The organism is Mixta hanseatica, assembly GCF_023517775.1.
GTDB lineage: Bacteria > Pseudomonadota > Gammaproteobacteria > Enterobacterales > Enterobacteriaceae > Mixta > Mixta hanseatica.
Window position 1 is genome coordinate 2,792,539 of sequence record NZ_CP082904.1, and the last position, 17,929, is coordinate 2,810,467.

Consider the following 17,929-nt stretch of genomic DNA (forward strand, 5'->3'; position numbering starts at 1 on the left):
CTCCTTGTGGTTCAGATGGTTTTATAACCGGCCTGGCGCCGCGCTTGCTTGTGCGTTTTCCGGCTATAAGTCGATGTGTCTAAGCATACCAGAAGCCTGGGCAAAGCGTATTTGCCTGACAACGCGCGAAATCCCTTTGTTTACGGCAGGTCGGGCTTTCGGTTACCATCTAAAGCCCTTTTTAACCAGAAGAAATAAGTCCCGCTATGACTCAAGTCGCGAAAAAAATAATGGTAACGTGCGCTCTGCCGTACGCTAATGGCCCTATCCATCTCGGCCATATGCTGGAGCACATTCAGGCTGATATTTGGGTCCGTTACCAACGAATGCGCGGCAATCAGGTTTGGTTCATTTGTGCCGACGACGCGCACGGCACCCCGATTATGCTGAAAGCGCAGCAGATGGGTATTACGCCTGAGCAGATGATTGCTGAGATGAGTCAGGCGCATCAGAAAGATTTCGCTGGCTTTAATATCAGCTACGATAACTACCACTCTACGCACAGCGATGAGAACCGCGAGCTGTCGGAGCTGATCTACACCCGGCTGAAAGAGAACGGTTTTATTAAAAACCGCACCATCTCCCAGCTGTTCGACCCGGAAAAAGGCATGTTCCTGCCGGATCGCTTTGTTAAAGGCACCTGTCCGAAATGTAAAGCGCCGGACCAGTATGGCGATAACTGTGAAGTGTGCGGCTCGACCTATAGCCCGACCGAGCTGATCGATCCGAAATCGGTGGTCTCCGGCGCGACGCCGGAGATGCGCGATTCAGAGCATTTCTTCTTCGATCTTCCCTCCTTCAGCGAAATGCTGCAGGCCTGGACCCGCTCCGGCGCGCTGCAGGAGCAGGTAGCGAATAAGATGCAGGAGTGGTTTGAATCGGGCCTGCAGCAGTGGGATATCTCGCGCGATGCCCCCTACTTCGGTTTTGAAATTCCGGGCGCCCCGGGTAAATATTTCTACGTTTGGCTGGATGCGCCAATCGGCTATATGGGCTCGTTCAAAAACCTGTGCGATAAGCGCGGCGATCTGAATTTTGACGAGTACTGGCAGAAAGATTCCACCACCGAGCTGTATCACTTTATCGGTAAGGATATTGTTTACTTCCACAGCCTGTTCTGGCCGGCGATGTTGGAAGGCAGCAACTTCCGTAAGCCGAACAACCTGTTTGTTCACGGCTACGTAACGGTAAACGGCGCCAAGATGTCTAAATCGCGCGGCACCTTTATCAAGGCCAGCACCTGGCTTGAGCATCTGGATGCCGACAGCCTGCGCTATTACTATGCGGCCAAGCTCTCTTCACGCATCGATGATATCGACCTTAATCTGGAAGATTTTGTCCAGCGCGTTAATGCCGATATCGTTAATAAAGTGGTTAACCTGGCTTCGCGCAACGCCGGCTTTATCGCCAAGCGTTTCGGCGGCAAGCTGGCGGACCATCTGGCCGATCCTGCGCTGTATAAAACCTTTACCGATGCCGCTGAAAGCATCGGCGACGCCTGGCTCAGCCGTGAATATGGCCGGGCGATCCGTGAAATTATGGCGCTGGCAGACGTGGCGAACCGCTATGTTGACGAGCAGGCGCCGTGGGTGGTGGCGAAGCAGGAAGGGCGCGATGCCGATCTGCAGGCCATCTGCACCATGGGCATTAACCTGTTCCGCGTGCTGATGACCTGGCTGAAGCCGGTGCTGCCTTCTCTGAGCGAGCGTGTCGAGAGCTTCCTGAAAACCGAACTGCAGTGGGATGCTATCGCTACGCCGTTGCTGGATCATGAAGTCGCACCGTTTAAAGCGCTCTACAGCCGTATTGAGATGCCGAAAGTTAACGCATTGATTGAAGCCTCGAAAGAGGATGCCGCTGCCGCAGCGAAACCGGCGGTTACCGGCCCGCTGGCGGACGATCCGATCGCGGATACCATTACCATCGATGATTTTGCCAAAGTGGACATGCGCGTGGCGCTGATTAAAACCGCCGAGCTGGTTGAAGGTTCCGATAAGCTACTGCGTCTGGTGCTGGATGTGGGCGGTGAAACCCGTCAGATCTTCTCCGGCATCCGCGCGGCCTATCCGGATCCTGCGGTGCTGGTTGGCCGTCATACCATCATCGTGGCTAATCTGGCGCCGCGTAAAATGCGTTTTGGCGTATCGGAAGGCATGGTGCTGTCAGCAGGCCCGGGCGGTAAAGATCTGTTTATCCTCGGCGCGGACGGCGCACAGCCGGGTATGCCGGTTAAATAAGCTTTCTGTGATCGGCCTGCCAGCCGATCGTAAAAAGGCATAAAACGTCATCCCTGATGACTTGTCCCGCGCTCTCCATCGCGCGGGACGTTTTACGCTTTTGCCAGGCCGCTTGCCGCCCTGTCAGATAAATGTGACCGGTAGCACGAATCGGGGTTTCAGCGTATGATTATCGGCGCTAACCACAGGAGTCTGCCATGTCAGTCGTGCTGTCTGCCTGCTGGCGCTATCTGCGCGCCTTCATCATTATTTATCTCTGCCTGTATGCCGGTATCGGCATTTCCTCTCTGCTGCCCATCGTGATCCCCGGCAGTATTATCGGGATGCTGATCCTCTTTCTGCTGTTGGGTTTTCAAATTGTTCCGGTGAACTGGGTAAAGCCCGGCTGTTACCTGATCATCCGCTATATGGCGCTGCTGTTTGTACCGATCAGCGTCGGCGTCATGAACTACACCGATATTCTCAGCGCCCAGTTCGGGCCCATTATGGTTTCCTGCGTGCTCAGCACCATGCTGGTATTAATGATCGTCGGCTACAGTTCGCATCGTCTGCACAGCAAACCCATCGTCGGGGAAAATAAAGATGAGTGATATGTGGTGGTCGTTGCCGCTGACGCTGGCGGTGTTTTTTTCCGCCCGCTGGCTGGCGGCGCGGGTAAAAATTTCCCTGTTTAATCCGCTATTGATCTCAATGGCGGTGATTATCCCGCTGCTGCTGCTGATCAATATGCCCTACGCGCGTTACTTTCAGGGCAGTGAAATCCTTAATAGTCTGTTACAGCCGTCGGTAGTGGCGCTGGCGCTGCCGCTGTATGAACAAATCCACCAAATTCGCGCCCGCTGGAAATCGATTATCGGCGTCTGCTTTATTGGCAGCATTACCGCCATGGTTTCCGGCACCGCTATCGCGCTGTGGCTGGGCGCCACGCCGGAGATTGCCGCCACCATTATGCCGAAATCGGTCACTACGCCGATTGCCATGGCGGTTTCCGCCTCGCTGCATGGCATTCCGGCCATCAGCGCTATCTGCGTGCTGATTGCCGGCGTCCTGGGCGCGGTATTCGGTCATATGCTGCTTAACCTGATGCGCATTAGAACCAAAGCCTCGCGCGGGCTGGCGATCGGCAACGCGTCGCATGCGCTTGGCACGGCGCGCTGCGCCGAAATGGACTATCAGGAAGGGGCGTTCAGCTCGCTGGCGCTGGTGATCTGCGGCATCATTACTTCGCTGCTGGCGCCGTTTCTTTTTCCCGTGCTGCTGGCGATTTTTGGTTAAAAGTTGCGAGAGATCGCGCAAATTGTAATTTCATTTCATAGATTGCATTGCCGTAGCGACACAGATCACATATAACCCCTTGGCGGTGCTTTACAATTTTGGGCTATCCCTTTTATAAGAGGCATGCAATGCATCCACGTTTTCGTCCGGCCTTTGCCGACTTAGCGGCCGATCTTCAGGCCGCCCTGCTTCCAATTCTTGACGCTGAAGATTTTGCCGCCTTTTTTACCCCCGACCAGGTTAACGACTTATGCCAGCAGAGCGGAATGGATGCCGACGCCTTAGCGCTGGCGCTGCTGCCGCTGGCTGCCGCCTGCGCCGTGACGCCACTGTCGCGGTTTGACGTTGGCGCGGTGGCACGCGGCATCAGCGGGCACTGGTATTTCGGCGCCAATATGGAATTTAGCGGCGCCACCATGCAGCAGACAGTACACGCCGAGCAAAGCGCGGTGACGCATGCCTGGCTGCGCGGCGAACGCGGCCTGCAAACTATCACGGTCAACTACACGCCCTGCGGCCACTGCCGTCAGTTTATGAACGAACTGAACAGCGGCACGGCGCTGCGCATTAGTTTGCCTGACCGTCCGGTCGCAACGCTGGCCGACTATCTGCCGGACTCGTTCGGCCCACGGGATTTGCATATCTCGACGCTGGTGATGGATGAGGTGGATCACGGCTTCGCGCTGTCAGGCGATACCCTGACGCAGGCAGCCATCGCCGCCGCCAACCGCAGCCATGCGCCCTACAGTCAGGCGCACAGCGGCGTCGCGCTGGAAAGCGCCAGCGGCGCGATTTATCACGGCGGCTATATCGAAAACGCTGCTTTTAACCCCAGCCTGCCTCCGCTGCAGGCGGCGCTGATCCTGTTGAATATGCATGGCGAAAGCTGTCAGCAGATTACCCGCGCCGTGCTGGCGGAACATCCCGATGCGCGCCTGCAACAGCAGCCCGCCACCGCCGCCACTCTGCAGGCGCTGGGCTGCGCTGCGCTGCACACCGTGACGCTACAAAAAGCGTAACGCCTGCTGGTAAGTGTCAGCTTTTGTTATCGAAGGTTAACAAAAGCTGTACTTCTGCGAGAATTTTCTTAGGATCGTGGCACCCTTATCGTGATAAAAACACTGGCCACTTCCAGAGAGAACGTGCCTGCAACCGGAGCAAACACCGCATGGAACTCGATTACGAGAGTAAACGTCCGCTTTATATTCCTTACGCTGGTCCCATTCTGCTGGAATTCCCGCTACTGAACAAAGGCAGCGCCTTTACCATTGAAGAGCGTAACGACTTTAACCTCAACGGCCTGCTGCCAGAAACCGTGGAAACCATTGAGGAACAGGCGGAGCGCGCCTGGCGTCAGTTCCAGGATTTCAAAAACAATAACGATAAGCATGTCTACCTGCGCAATATTCAGGATACTAACGAAACGCTATTCTATCGTCTGCTCGACAATCATCTGGAAGAGATGATGCCGATCATTTACACCCCGACGGTAGGCGCCGCCTGCGAACATTTCTCGGAAATCTATCGCCGCGCGCGCGGTCTGTTTATCTCTTACCCGAACCGCGCCAGCATTGAAGATATGCTGCAGAACGCCACCAAGCAGAACGTGAAAGTGATCGTGGTCACCGACGGCGAGCGTATCCTCGGCCTGGGCGACCAGGGCATCGGCGGCATGGGCATTCCTATCGGTAAGCTATCGCTCTACACCGCCTGCGGCGGCATCAGCCCGGCCTACACGCTACCCGTGGTGCTGGATGTCGGTACCAATAACCAGCAGCTGCTGAACGATCCGCTCTATATGGGCTGGCGTCATCCGCGTATTACCGGCGAAGAGTATGACCGCTTTGTCGATGAGTTTATCCAGGCGGTGCGCAGCCGCTGGCCAAACGTACTGCTGCAGTTTGAAGATTTCGCGCAGAAAAACGCCATGCCGCTGCTGGAGCGCTACCGCGATCAGCTGTGCTGCTTTAATGATGATATTCAGGGCACCGCCGCGGTGACGCTGGGTACGCTGATCGCCGCCAGCCGCGCGGCCGGCAACCGCCTGCGCGATCAAAACGTGGTGTTCCTTGGCGCCGGTTCCGCGGGCTGCGGCATCGCCGAACAGATTATCGCTCAGATGAAGTCGGAAGGCTTAAGCGATGAAGAAGCGCGCGCCAAAGTCTTTATGGTGGACCGCTTCGGCCTGCTGACCGATAAGCTGCCCAACCTGCTCAGCTTCCAGAGCAAACTGGTGCAGAAAAGCGAAAACCTCAGCGACTGGAATCTGCCCAGCGATGCCATCTCGCTAATGGACGTGGTGCGCAATGCCAAACCGGATATTTTGATTGGCGTATCGGGCCAGCCGGGCCTGTTCAGTGAAGAGATCATCCGTGAGATGCATAAACACTGCGCGCGGCCGATCGTAATGCCGCTTTCCAACCCAACGTCACGCGTAGAGGCCACCCCGGCTGACCTGCTCAGCTGGACCGACGGCGCGGCGCTGGTCGCCACCGGCAGTCCGTTTGCGCCGGTGACCTGGCAGGGCAAAACCTATCCGATCGCCCAGTGCAACAACTCTTATATCTTCCCGGGCGTGGGCCTGGGCGTCATCGCCTCCGGCGCAACGCGCGTGACCGATAGCATGCTGATGGCGGCCAGCCGCGCGCTGGCGGACTGTTCGCCGCTGGTGAACGAAGGCGAAGGCCCGGTGCTGCCGGAAATCAAAGATATCCAGGGCGTATCGAAAGTGATCGCGATGGCAGTCGGCAAGGCGGCGCAGCTGGCGGGCGTGGCGGTGGTCACCTCGGAAGATGTACTTTCCCGCTCGATCGCCAATAACTTCTGGATGCCGCAGTACCGCAACTATCGTCGCACCTCAATCTAAGCGACACCCTCTCCGCCTGATAGCGGCGGAGATTGCTTAAAAAAGCCGCGCCCGACCGGCGCGCGCTTGCTTCACGTTAGCGCCTCAAGTAGCCTTGAGGCATTCTTTCCGCCCCGTCCAGAGCTACGCCGAACATGTTGAAACGCATGACATATGGTCTGATTATCATCCTGCTGTTGATGATCCTGACCGCGCTCGGCCTCGATCGCTGGATCGCCTGGAAAACCGCCCCGTGGATTTATGACGATCTTACTACGTTGCCGCATCGTCAGGTGGGTGTGGTGCTGGGCACCGCCAAGTATTATCGTACCGGCGTACTGAATCAGTATTACCACTATCGCATTCAGGGTGCGCTTAACGCCTATAACAGCGGCAAGGTGAACTATCTGCTGCTGAGCGGCGATAATGCGTTGCAGAGCTACAACGAGCCGATGACCATGCGCCGCGATCTGATCGCCGCCGGGGTCAACCCAACCGATATCGTGCTGGATTATGCCGGTTTCCGTACGCTGGATTCGATTGTGCGCACCCGCAAGGTGTTTGATACCAACGATTTTATTATTATTACCCAGCGTTTCCACTGCGAGCGCGCGCTGTTTATCGCGCTGCATATGGGCATTCAGGCGCAGTGCTACGCGGTGCCTTCACCGAAAAATATGCTGACGGTACGCGCCCGTGAAGTGGCCGCTCGCCTTGGCGCGCTGGCCGACCTCTATATTATGAAGCGTGAGCCGCGCTTCCTCGGCCCGCTGGTGCCGATCCCGACGGTACGTGAAGTGCCGCAGGACGCGCAAAGCTACCCGGCGGTTACGCCGGAGCAGCTGCTGGAGCTGGAGCAAAAGCGGCAGAAGAAATAACGGCTGTGGTGTTATCGCCTCTTCTTGCTGCCGCCCAGGGCAATATCAGAGCCAGCGCTGGTCCGGATAGAGCGAAACGCGAATATTGAACAGATGCACCATAGCCGCAAAGATATCGGGATGCCTGAGAGCAAGCGGCTCCAGCGTTGCCAGCAGCTGATTAAGCTCATGTAGCAAATCCTGATGCGGGCGGGTGTGCAGCGCCTTCATTTTCCGCCGCAGATAAAGGCTCAGTTCATGAAACATCTGGCCGCTGTCAATATGGTGCTGCTGTAGTTCACTGTGATAACGCGCATAATAGTCATAGCAGTTAGCGCCGATCCAGGTTTCAGCGATCAGATCGCCCGCCGCACTCAGTTCAGCATTGGGATCAAGCCGTTTACGCGGCAGAATGATATTCACCCGGTCCAGCATCCGAATAATGAAATGCTGACGCATCAGCAGCGAAGCGGCATTCCTCTCCACGGCTTTAATGAACCCCAGCAGATCCCTTACGCCCATCGCCACCGCGCGCCTGGCGATCCACGACGGACGCCGGTTGCGGATAATGGCGGTGAGCGCCACGGCGATAATAATGCCGGTCAGGGTAGAGATACCCGCATTCAGCGTCACAATCATATTGGGCACATAGTGATGACTGAGCCCGATAAAACCGGGTAGCTGAATCGCTACGCTAAGTCCGATCAGATTGGTAGCAGGTCGCGCCAGCACCAGCCCCAGCATAAACAGTCCAGGAAACAGACAGATGATCAGCGCCTGTAGCGTATTGGCCTGCGGTATCAATATCGCGATATAGAACAGACTGATCAGTAAGGCGATGACCACGCCTTTTATAAATAGCCGCATCGGCGTAACCGGCGAATCGATGCTGGCAAAAAAGGAGCTGGTGATCGCCGCCATCATCGGTACATTCGCACCGTCAGCCCAGCCGCTCCCTGCCCAGAACAGGCAGGAAAGGAAGGTGGCTAAAAAGGCGGTTAACGCCGAGAGCAGCAGCAGTCCGCGGTCGGTATGGCGCAGATTAGCACCGCCCGTAGATAAAACGCTATCGCCGCTGCTGTAAAGATCGGCCGCGCGGGCAGTCACATTGTGCCAGGCATCGCCGATACGCACAAAATTCGCCAGCCGCTCCAGCAGGCCGGTAAATAGCAAAATCTCTTCGGTGGTCATGTTTCCCGCGCGCCATTCTTGCTGCAGGGCCGTCTGGCATTCGCTCAGCAGATGCTGAATTGCCGCCGTATTGCGGGAGACGTCAAAATTAAGCCATAAAAGGAAGTGCTGAAACACCTGGCTGACGCACGGCGGAAACGGAATCTTCAGGTCAGCCAGCAGCGTAAGCCGGGTTTCAATCGCCGTTAGCGTCGGCAACAGATAGGTCAGGTGTTTGTACTGGACGCTGACCAGCCGGATCACATTGCGCGCGGCTTCGCCTTCGTAAATACAATGCGTCAGCAGCGTTTCCACATTCAGCGGATAGTTCGCCATGCCAATCAGAATATCTTCTCGCTCTGGCGTCCGGCGGCCGGAGGTATGGCTAATTAAATCATTGCAGAGTTTTTGCGCGGTTTTATACCAGTTGCTCACGCTCTGACTTAACAGATGGTGCATAGGAACAGGCAATATCAGTCGATGAATCAGCGAGCTACAGATAATGCCGAGGGTGATTTCCTCAATGCGCGAAATAACCGTCCAGGTAATGGCATAAGGCGAACTGACCGTGGGAAACCCCATAATGGCCGCGCTGTAGCCAGCCAGCATAAAGATATAGCTTTTCGGCGTGCGATCTTTAAGAGAGAGATAGAGGCAAATCGCCACCCATAACGAGACGCTAAAACTGAAAAACAGCGGGGACTGCACCGTTTCAGGATAAATCAATAAAATAAAGCATCCGCCAAGCAGCGTACCCAACAGGCGAAAAATCGATTTCGACAGCGTGGAGGCAGCATAGAGCTGTGAGGTAACAAAAACCGTTGTCACTGCCCAGGCGGGTTTTTCAAAGTTAAGCAGAAGCGCAATTGTTAAAGCCAGAAACGCAGCGAGCGTCGTTTTGCCAGAAAACAACACCGCGCTTGTTGTGAACCACTTCATTTAGGGGGGAGTACCGTAGCACCAGTATGTGGCGGCTATTCTGGCAAACAGAATAAAAACTTACTCTCACTAAAAATATACAAATTGTTTCCACTCTGCTTTTAATTTTTTAATTGAATTAAAACATCTCTTTTTTTATGCGTTTTATTTAACCTGATTAATCCTTACGGCTTATCGATTTATGCATCAAAAAAGGGCATTAAGAAAGGCAATCGATTGTATTTAAAGGATTATTCAGCTGAATGAAATAACCCAGGCGATGAAAAAATTAACCAGTGAAATGAAAAGCGGCGGTATTTACCGCCGCCTGATTGCTTATTTCTTGCGCGAATATTTTAACGAATCCAGCGCGACAGCAAAAATGATAATGCCGCCCTTGATAATATACTGCCAGTACGGGTTAACGCCGATGTAGGTCAGGCCGTAGTTGATAACGGTAAAGATCAGTACCCCGGTCACCACGCCCGCGACGGTGCCGACACCGCCGGCAAAAGAGACGCCGCCCACCACGCACGCGGCGATAGCATCCAGCTCATACATAAAGCCGAGGTTGTTGGTGGCACTGCCGATACGGCCCGCTTCCAACAGACCGCCGAAAGCGTAGAACACGCCAGACAAGGCATAAATCAGGATCAGGTTAAAAGGGACGTTAACGCCGGACACTTTTGCCGCTTCCGGGTTACCGCCAATGGCGAAAATATTTTTGCCGAAGCGCGTTTTGTTCCACAGGATCCAGACAAACACGATGGCGATAATCGCGTAAAAAGTAATGTAGGAAAGTTTAAAATCGCCAAAGCGCAGGAAGCCCTGGGTAAAGGTCGAGAAGCCGGCGTCAAAGCCGGCAATCGGCGAAGCGCCCACGAAATCGTAATAGAGCGAGTTAATGCCGTAGACGATAATCATGGTGCCCAGCGTGGTGATAAACGGCGTCACCTTCAGATAAGCGATAATCACACCGTTAACCAGACCAATCAGGCCGCCGACTACGCAGACCACCAGGATCACCAACGGAATGGGTAAGGTATCCATGCCGGGGAACACTTTATTGGCGTTCTCCATCGACTGCAGCAGCGTTGCCGCTACCACCGCCGCCAGCCCAACCTGACGTCCGGCTGAGAGATCGGTGCCCTGGGTAACAATCAATCCGGCCACGCCCAGCGCGATAATAATACGCACCGAAGACTGGGTCAGAATATTACTCAGGTTCATTAAACTGAGGAAGGTAGGATCCTGGAAAATGATAATCGCCAGCAGCACCAGCAATACCACATAAATGCCGCCCTCTTTTAACCAGGTCAGCGCATTCTTTTTAGTTGTAGCTTTCATGGTAACAACCCTTACATCGTTAAAGGTGTAACGACGCTAAACGTAATATTTCGTTCTGCGTGGTATTTTTGGTTTCAACAATACCGGCAACGAGACCATTACTCATTACCAGGATGCGGTCAGTAATGCCCAACAACTCCGGCATTTCCGAAGAGATAATAATGATGCCTTTATCCCTCTTCGCCAGTTCGGAAATAAGCTGATAGATTTCAAACTTTGCGCCAACGTCAATGCCGCGCGTCGGTTCATCCAGCATTAATATTTCCGGTTGGGTTAACAGCCAGCGGCCAATAATCACTTTTTGCTGATTGCCGCCGGAAAGCGAGCCGATGGAGGTATGATGCCCCGGCGTTTTTACCCGCATGGCATCAATAACCCACTGGGTATCGCTTTTCATGCGGCTGTTATCCAGCAGGCCGAGCCGGTTTTTATACTGGCGAATATTGGAAATTAATGAGTTAAAACCAATATCTAAATAAGCATAAATCCCGGTGGAGCGGCGCTCCTCGGTAACCAGCGCAAAGCCGTGGTTTATCGCTTCGTTGGCGCTGTGATTATTAATCGCCTTGCCGTGCAACTTAATGGTGCCGCCCGACTTTTCACGAATGCCGAACAGCGTCTCGACGATATCGGTACGCTTGGCGCCCACCAGACCGGCAATGCCGAGGATCTCCCCTTTATGCAGATCGAATGAAATATCACGAATTGAGGGCTGGCGCAGCGAGGTCAGGTTGCGCACTTCCAGAATCACTTCGCCCGGCACGTTGGTTTTATCCGGGAAGCGCTGGTTCAGCGAACGTCCTACCATCATGGCGATGATCTTATCCATATCCAGCCCTTCCAGCGGCTGGGTATTGATCCACTGGCCGTCGCGCAGAATGGTAATTTCATCACACAGCTGGAATATCTCTTCCATCTTATGAGAGATATAAACAATGCCGCAGCCGCGATCTTTCAGCTTACGAATAATAGTGAACAGGTGATTTACTTCTTTCTCGGTCAGAGAAGAGGTCGGCTCATCCATAATCACAATTTTAGCGTCATAGGAAAACGCTTTGGCGATTTCCACCATCTGCATTTGTGAAACGGAAAGCAGCGCCACCTTATCACGCGGATCGATATCAATATCCAGTTCGTCAAAAATGGCTTTGGTATCGCGATACATTTTATCGTGATCGACAAATATTCCTTTGCGCGGATAACGCCCCAGCCACATGTTATCCATGACCGAGCGCTGTAATACCAGGTTTAATTCCTGATGCACCATGGATACGCCATTTTCCAGCGCCTCTTTTGCGCTCTGGAAGTTTACCTCTTTCCCCTGGAAAAGAATTGTTCCGCTGTCTTTACTGTAAATACCAAACAGGCATTTTAATAAGGTCGATTTACCTGCGCCATTCTCCCCCATCAGCGCGTGAACGGAATGTGGCCGGACTTTTAAATTAACATTATCCAAAGCCTTCACGCCGGGAAATGACTTATTGATATTCGTCATTTCCAGCAAGAATTCATGCTGTGCTGTTTTTTCACTGGCCATAATTTACCTGGCTAAATGTCTCTGCGTCTGGCAAAAAGGGCACAGCTAGCGCTGCGCCCTGGTTTGTTTATTTACTGAATTGAGCAAGGTTTTCTTTATCTACCGCCACGTAAGGGATACGTACGATTTTATTTTCCAGCTTAAAGTTGGTGCCTTCCGCTGCGGGTTTGCCATCCGCAAGGTTTTTCGCCAGTTCAAAGGTCGCCTTCGCCTGGTTGGCACCGTCGTTCAATACCGTACCGGCCATCGCGCCCGATTTGACCATCGCCAGCGCTTCCGGCAGCGCATCGACGCCAAATACCGGAATGGACGATTTATTGTGCGCCTTCAGCGCTTCAACTGCGCCCATCGCCATCGCATCGTTGTTGGCGATGACGACTTCGATTTTGTTGGCGTTAGGGCCAGAAAGCCAGGCGTCTACTTTGTCTTTTGCCTGCGCGGTATCCCACATCGCGGTATCCATCGCCAGCTGCTGCGTTTTGATGCCGTCTTTGTTCAGGGTGTCAATAACATATTTGGTACGCGCTTCCGCATCCGGATGGCCTGGCTCGCCTTTCAGCAGCACAAACTGAATCTGACCATCTTTATTCAGATCCCATGCCGGGGTGGCTTTCCAGTGTTTCTCAATCAACTGACCCTGGATAACGCCGGACTCTTTCGAATCAGTGCCCACGTAGTAGGCTTTATCGTAGCCGGCCAGCACTTTGGCGCTCGGTTCTTTGTTAAAGAACACTACCGGCACATCGTTGCTGCGCGCTTTATCAATCACCACGCCTGCCGCAGCCGGGTCAACCAGGTTGATCGCCAGGGCTTTTACCCCTTTGGCCAGCAGCACGTCAATTTGGTCGTTCTGTTTTGACTGGTCGTTCTGCGAGTCATTCATCAACAGCTGAACGCCGCCGGCGGCCTGCGCATCTTTTTCCAGATCCTTACGCACCATCGACATAAAGTTATCGTCATATTTATAGATGGTAACGCCAATACGGGTATCTGCTGCGTGCGCCGTTGCACCAAACATCATGCTGGCAACCAGGGCTGTGAGGGTGAAAACCTTCTTATTCATAGTATTAGTATCTCCGGTTTTTACAGGGGTCGTTCTACATCCAAACCCTCTATCTCATGGACAGAGGTGCGCGGATACTCAGTGAAAAAATCGGCCTGGGCGGGTAGTTGATCAAACGTTACGCAAAGCCGATGGATTGCTGACACAAAACCTGACTTCCTTAATCGGTAACGCTTCCTGGAAAGTAATCGCAAATGTGTTATGCGGCGCGTAGAACGATTCTGCTGGGCTAAAACCGTTACATTATGTTTCATCGCCGTTAAGTCGCAGCTATCATAGAGAGGCGTATGTTAATTAACTGTGAATTTACTCACAGATTGAAAACGGTTACATGGCGGAATCGTTTGAAAGAGTGACCGGTGCCACACTTTGTCGTGCGGCCACCGAATGTCGGCGCACCAGCGTCGGCATAAAACAATGGCGGGCATTAGCATCCAGCTCGCCGGCGGCGCCTTTTAACGCCAGTTCCGTCGCCAGTTTGGCCATAGAAACAATGGGATAGCGTACCGTGGTTAGCTGCGGATCGGTATAGCGCGAAATGGGAATATCATCGAAGCCGATAACGGAAACCTGTTGCGGCACCAGAATACCGTTATCTTTTAATGCGGTTAGCGCGCCGGTGGCCATGCTGTCGTTGTAGGTAAACAGCGCCGTCAGCTGCACGTTGCGGCCCAGCAGCTCCACCATCGCCGCTTCCCCGCCCTGCATATCCGGCTCGCCGCTGCCGATCCAGACTTCCGGCGGCATAATGCCCTGCTCGTGCAGCGCCTGTAGCCAGCCCGCTCGCCGCTGCTCTTCATCCTCAATCGGATGGCTGGAGCCGAGATAGCCAATGCGCGTATGCCCCTGCTGCAACAGCATGCGCGTCGCCATCAGCGCGCCGCTGACGTTATCCAGCCCGACGCAGCGATATTCATAACCGGGAACGATGCGGTTAACCAGCACCATACCCGGCACCTGATCCATAAAGTGGCTCAGTTCGGCGTCGGAGAGCGATTTAGAGTGCACCACCAGCGCGTTACAGCGTTGGCGGATCAATACCTCAATCGCGTGCCGCTCTTTCTCTTCCTGATGCCAGGAGTTACTGATCAGCACATGCTTTTGCACCCGCTGCGCTACGGTATCCACCGCCTTAACCAGCGCGCCGAAAAAGGGATCGGACACATCCATTACCACCACACCAATGGTGTCGCTCACCTGCGTCGCCAGCGCCTGCGCGTTAGCATTGGGCCGGTAGCCCAACGCATCTACCGCCTGCTGCACGGCATCGCGGGTTTCGGCCGTTACCGCGCTGCTGTTATTCAGCACGCGAGAAACCGTCGCGACGGAAACGCCCGCCAGACGCGCGACGTCACGAATGGTAATCATGATTGATGACCTGAAATAAGGAAGTAATGCTGCATGTTTTACCTGCCGACTGGAAGAGCTGACGGCTATTCTGGCAGGCAAGCGCGCTGGGCTACGTGAATCAGGTCACATTGATGAAAACGGTTACATACAATTTAATAACAATTGTGACGGGCATCATTGTCCGGGACGGGCGTTATGTAGCGGCTTGCCCGCCGCCAGCCGGGTAAGCTGTCGCCATAGCCACTCCAGCGGCCCCTGACGGAAGCGGCGCAGCCACAGCGTTGAAAACAGCAGATTAGCTAGCCATACCAGCGGCACCAGCATTAACAGCTGCAGGCGATCGAAATGCATAAACAGCTCAAAGCGGTAGAACAGCGTGGTGCAGATCAGGGTTTGCAGCAGATAGTTGCTTAACGCCATGCGGCCTACGCAGCAGATGGGCTGGGTGATTTTCAGCCGGGCCAGCTGTGGCCAAAAGCCAAAACAAAGCGCCGCATAGCCAAGGCTAACCAGCGGCGCGGCCAGATCGCGCGGCGCCTGCAGATAAAACGCCGACCAGCGAAACGCCCAGCCCAGCTGCCACTGCAGCAGCGTCGCCGGCAGTTGAATCAGCCAGCCGAGGGTTAATAAAATCACCGCCGTGCGGCGATAGTGACGGCGGCTGAACGCACCCTGCAGCCAGCCGTTGCGCATCAGCGCGCCGCCGATCATCATCAGTCCCGCCAGCTGCCAGCCATACTGCGCACCCAGCGCCAGCAGCATCGAAGAGAGGTGATCAAGACGATTTTGCACCGCATTCCAGCCGCCGTTAAGCTTCCAGAACATTTCATACTGAATATCCGCCGCCGCCGGCAGCCAGGAGCGCGCCGGTTCCGGCGAGGAGATCAGGCCAAACAGCAGCAGCACGCCCACGCCCACCAGATAGAGCATCGCGCCGGTATTAAACAGCGAGCGCGTGGAGGGCACATCGCGGATCATGCGCCAGGCAATCAGCCCGATAATGCCGTAGGCGAGCAGGATATCCCCTTCCCAGAGAAACAGAGCGTGAATAAACCCGAAGATCACCAGCCAGCTTAGGCGCGCCTGGATCCAGCGCTTACCGCGCGGCAGCAGCATTTGCAGGCCCGCGCCAAACAGCAGGGCAAACAGCGTCAGGAATTTGCTTTGCGCCAGCAGATCAAGCGTCGCCCAGCTAAGCGCATCGCTTAGAGAAGGCTGCCCGTGCCAGGCGGGATTAAGGTAGGCGGCGGAAGGCAGGCCGAAGCCGCTGATATTCAGCAGCAGGATACCGAGAATGGCGAGACCACGAATAAAATCCAGCGTGATATTTCGTTGCATGCCGGTTCCTGCTGCGTTTCCCTCTGCCGTCAGAGGAGATTAGTTATGACGCACCGCGCGCAAAAACTCCTGGCGCGTGTTCTGGCTGGACTTAAACAGGCCGCCCAGTGAGGTGGTGGTGGTCGCGCTGTTGGCGTCGCGAATGCCGCGCGCCTTCACGCAGTAGTGCACCGCGTCAATTGATACCGCCACGTTATTGGTGCCGAGCAGCGTTTGCAACGCAATCAGCACCTGCTGCGTCAGACGTTCCTGCACCTGTGGGCGCTGAGCGAAGAACTGCACGATGCGGTTGATTTTCGACAGGCCAATCACTTTATCTTTGGGGATATAGGCCACGGTCGCCTGACCATCAATGATCACGAAATGGTGTTCACAGGTACTGGTCAACGTAATGTCGCGCACGGTAACCATCTCATCCACCTTCATTTTATTTTCAATGAGGGTGATTTTTGGAAAATTAGCGTAATCCAAACCAGAGAAGATTTCATTAACATACATCTTGGCGATGCGGTGTGGGGTTTCCATCAGGCTGTCATCTTCTAAATCAAGATTGAGCAGCTGCATGATTTCAGTCATATGCCCGGCAATCAGCCGTTTACGCGTTTCGTCATCCATTTCACGTACGGGCGCACGTAACGGGGTTTCCAGTCCACGCGCAACCAGCGCTTCGTGAACCAGAGCAGCTTCATGACTTAACGTCGCCATGTGATGTTTCTCCAGCAGGTGTAACAGCCGATAATCGCCAACGGGGTCGTTATCGGGGTAATAATCTGAGGGCGTATTCTGAAGCACTCCGCCCGGTTTATCCAGTGAATACGCGTAATCGCTACTGAAATCGCTTCATGCAGCGCGCCGCCATACCAGCCCGCCGGCCAACAGCAGCGCAGCGCCGGCAACGTAGAGCGCAGGATCGAGGCGATGCAGCACCAGGGTGGAAAGCGAAGAGAGCAGCGGTCCCGCCAGCTGACCAATGGCGTAGCCGGTAGTCAACAATCCCGCCAGATAACGGGAATGCTGCGGCGCCAGCTCGCGGCCATACTGCAGCGTCAGCTGCACTACGCAAAGGAAACCGCCGCCCGTTAGCAGCCCCCCCAGCGCCAGCCCACCGATGCCCGGCATCAGCCCGCCGATAAATACGCCCAGCGCCTGCGCCCAGAGCGCGATCGCCAGGCGGGTATGAGCGGCGGCCCATCGCCGGGTAACTATCGCGAGGCCGATGCCCGCCACCGCCGCCCCGCCGAAGATCGGCCAGACAAACTGAGCCACCAGGCTATGCGGGAAACGCGTGACCGCCAGCTGCGAGAGAAAGGTCGCCGGCAGAATATAGCCAAAGCCCGCCAGGCTATAGCTCCAGACCAGACGTTTCAAATTACCGTTCAGCACCAGCGGCGCGGGCGCAGTTTCCGGTCGGTGCAGTTCGCCGCGGCGCGGTAGATTGAGCGCAATCGGCGCGATCAGCAGCAGAGCCAGCGCGCCATAGGCCAGCCATGCGCCAGCTGCCGAAAGATGATAATGGTTCAACATCACCGCCAGCATCCCGCTGAGAAAGATACCGATGCCCGGCCCGGCAAATACCATTGCCAGCAGGGCCGGTCTGCCGTGCTTTTGCAGCTGTTCACCGCACCACGCCGCTACCAGCACCATCGCCCAGCCGCTGGCCCAGCCGATAAAAAAGCGCAGTGTGCCGTGTAGCCACGCGCTGTCCAGCCATGCGGAGAGCAGCGTCAGCGCCACCGCTCCCCAGACGCCCGCCTGCAGTCGCCTCTCGACGTGGCGGCGCGCGCGCATCGCATCAAAAGAGCCGCACAGATAACCGAGATAGTTCAGAGCCGCCACCACACTGGCGCTGGTAAGCGTAAGCTGCTGTTCAGCAATCATCAACGGCACCTGCGGCGTAAAGGCGAAACGCCCAATACCCATCGCCACCACCAACGACAACAACGCGCTGAGCGCAATCTGCCCTGCCCCTGCCTTCCTGCCTGGATTGTGCAT

The 17,929-nt window shown here is 55.1% G+C and carries 14 protein-coding genes; 6 read left to right on the forward strand and 8 right to left on the reverse strand.

Annotation, left to right across the window (positions count from 1 at the left end):
* Window positions 1-206 precede the first annotated feature (206 nt).
* The 6 genes from metG to sanA all read left to right on the forward strand — a co-directional run bounded on the left by metG (window position 207) and on the right by sanA (window position 7,235).
* On the forward strand, window positions 207-2,237 hold the full coding sequence (gene metG, locus K6958_RS13395; protein ID WP_249891561.1) for a methionine--tRNA ligase: 2,031 nt from the start codon (window positions 207-209) through the stop codon (window positions 2,235-2,237).
* Between the two features lie 197 nt (window positions 2,238-2,434).
* Window positions 2,435-2,827, forward strand: a complete 393-nt coding sequence (locus tag K6958_RS13400; protein ID WP_249891562.1) for a CidA/LrgA family protein — start codon at window positions 2,435-2,437, stop codon at window positions 2,825-2,827.
* Window positions 2,820-3,512, forward strand: a complete 693-nt coding sequence (locus K6958_RS13405) for a CidB/LrgB family autolysis modulator (protein WP_249891563.1) — start codon at window positions 2,820-2,822, stop codon at window positions 3,510-3,512. The genes K6958_RS13400 and K6958_RS13405 overlap by 8 nt, the downstream gene beginning before the upstream one ends.
* A 128-nt stretch (window positions 3,513-3,640) precedes the next feature.
* Window positions 3,641-4,531 (forward strand): cytidine deaminase, encoded by an 891-nt coding sequence (cdd, locus tag K6958_RS13410; protein WP_249891565.1) that lies wholly within the window; start codon window positions 3,641-3,643, stop codon window positions 4,529-4,531.
* A gap of 149 nt (window positions 4,532-4,680) precedes the next feature.
* Window positions 4,681-6,378, forward strand: a complete 1,698-nt coding sequence (locus K6958_RS13415) for an NAD-dependent malic enzyme (RefSeq protein WP_249891566.1) — start codon at window positions 4,681-4,683, stop codon at window positions 6,376-6,378.
* Between the two features lie 134 nt (window positions 6,379-6,512).
* Entirely contained in the window at window positions 6,513-7,235 is a 723-nt protein-coding gene (sanA, locus tag K6958_RS13420; protein WP_249891568.1) for an outer membrane permeability protein SanA, read from the forward strand.
* A 45-nt stretch (window positions 7,236-7,280) separates the two neighbouring features.
* Here sanA and K6958_RS13425 read toward each other — a convergent pair whose 3' ends face one another.
* The 8 genes from K6958_RS13425 to K6958_RS13460 all read right to left on the reverse strand — a co-directional run bounded on the left by K6958_RS13425 (window position 7,281) and on the right by K6958_RS13460 (window position 17,929).
* Window positions 7,281-9,323, reverse strand: a complete 2,043-nt coding sequence (locus K6958_RS13425) for an FUSC family protein (RefSeq protein ID WP_249891570.1) — start codon at window positions 9,321-9,323, stop codon at window positions 7,281-7,283.
* Window positions 9,324-9,638: 315 nt separating this feature from the next.
* Window positions 9,639-10,649, reverse strand: a complete 1,011-nt coding sequence (mglC, locus tag K6958_RS13430; RefSeq protein WP_249891571.1) for a galactose/methyl galactoside ABC transporter permease MglC — start codon at window positions 10,647-10,649, stop codon at window positions 9,639-9,641.
* Window positions 10,650-10,668: 19 nt separating this feature from the next.
* Window positions 10,669-12,186 (reverse strand): galactose/methyl galactoside ABC transporter ATP-binding protein MglA, encoded by a 1,518-nt coding sequence (gene mglA / locus K6958_RS13435; RefSeq protein WP_434085166.1) that lies wholly within the window; start codon window positions 12,184-12,186, stop codon window positions 10,669-10,671.
* A gap of 67 nt (window positions 12,187-12,253) precedes the next feature.
* Window positions 12,254-13,249 carry a galactose/glucose ABC transporter substrate-binding protein MglB gene (gene mglB / locus K6958_RS13440; RefSeq protein WP_249891572.1) on the reverse strand — a complete coding sequence of 332 codons (996 nt, stop codon included), beginning with the start codon at window positions 13,247-13,249 and terminating at the stop codon, window positions 12,254-12,256.
* A gap of 327 nt (window positions 13,250-13,576) precedes the next feature.
* Entirely contained in the window at window positions 13,577-14,617 is a 1,041-nt protein-coding gene (galS, locus tag K6958_RS13445; RefSeq protein WP_249891573.1) for an HTH-type transcriptional regulator GalS, read from the reverse strand.
* A 156-nt stretch (window positions 14,618-14,773) separates the two neighbouring features.
* The gene (gene yeiB / locus K6958_RS13450; protein ID WP_249891574.1) at window positions 14,774-15,937 is read right to left on the reverse strand and encodes a DUF418 domain-containing protein YeiB; all 1,164 of its coding nucleotides are present in this window, start codon (window positions 15,935-15,937) and stop codon (window positions 14,774-14,776) included.
* 39 nt (window positions 15,938-15,976) lie between these two features.
* A complete protein-coding gene (gene folE, locus K6958_RS13455; protein WP_249891575.1) occupies window positions 15,977-16,642 on the reverse strand; it encodes a GTP cyclohydrolase I FolE in 666 nt (221 codons plus the stop codon).
* Between the two features lie 135 nt (window positions 16,643-16,777).
* Complete coding sequence (locus K6958_RS13460; RefSeq protein WP_249891576.1) at window positions 16,778-17,929, reverse strand: YbfB/YjiJ family MFS transporter; 1,152 nt, start codon at window positions 17,927-17,929, stop codon at window positions 16,778-16,780.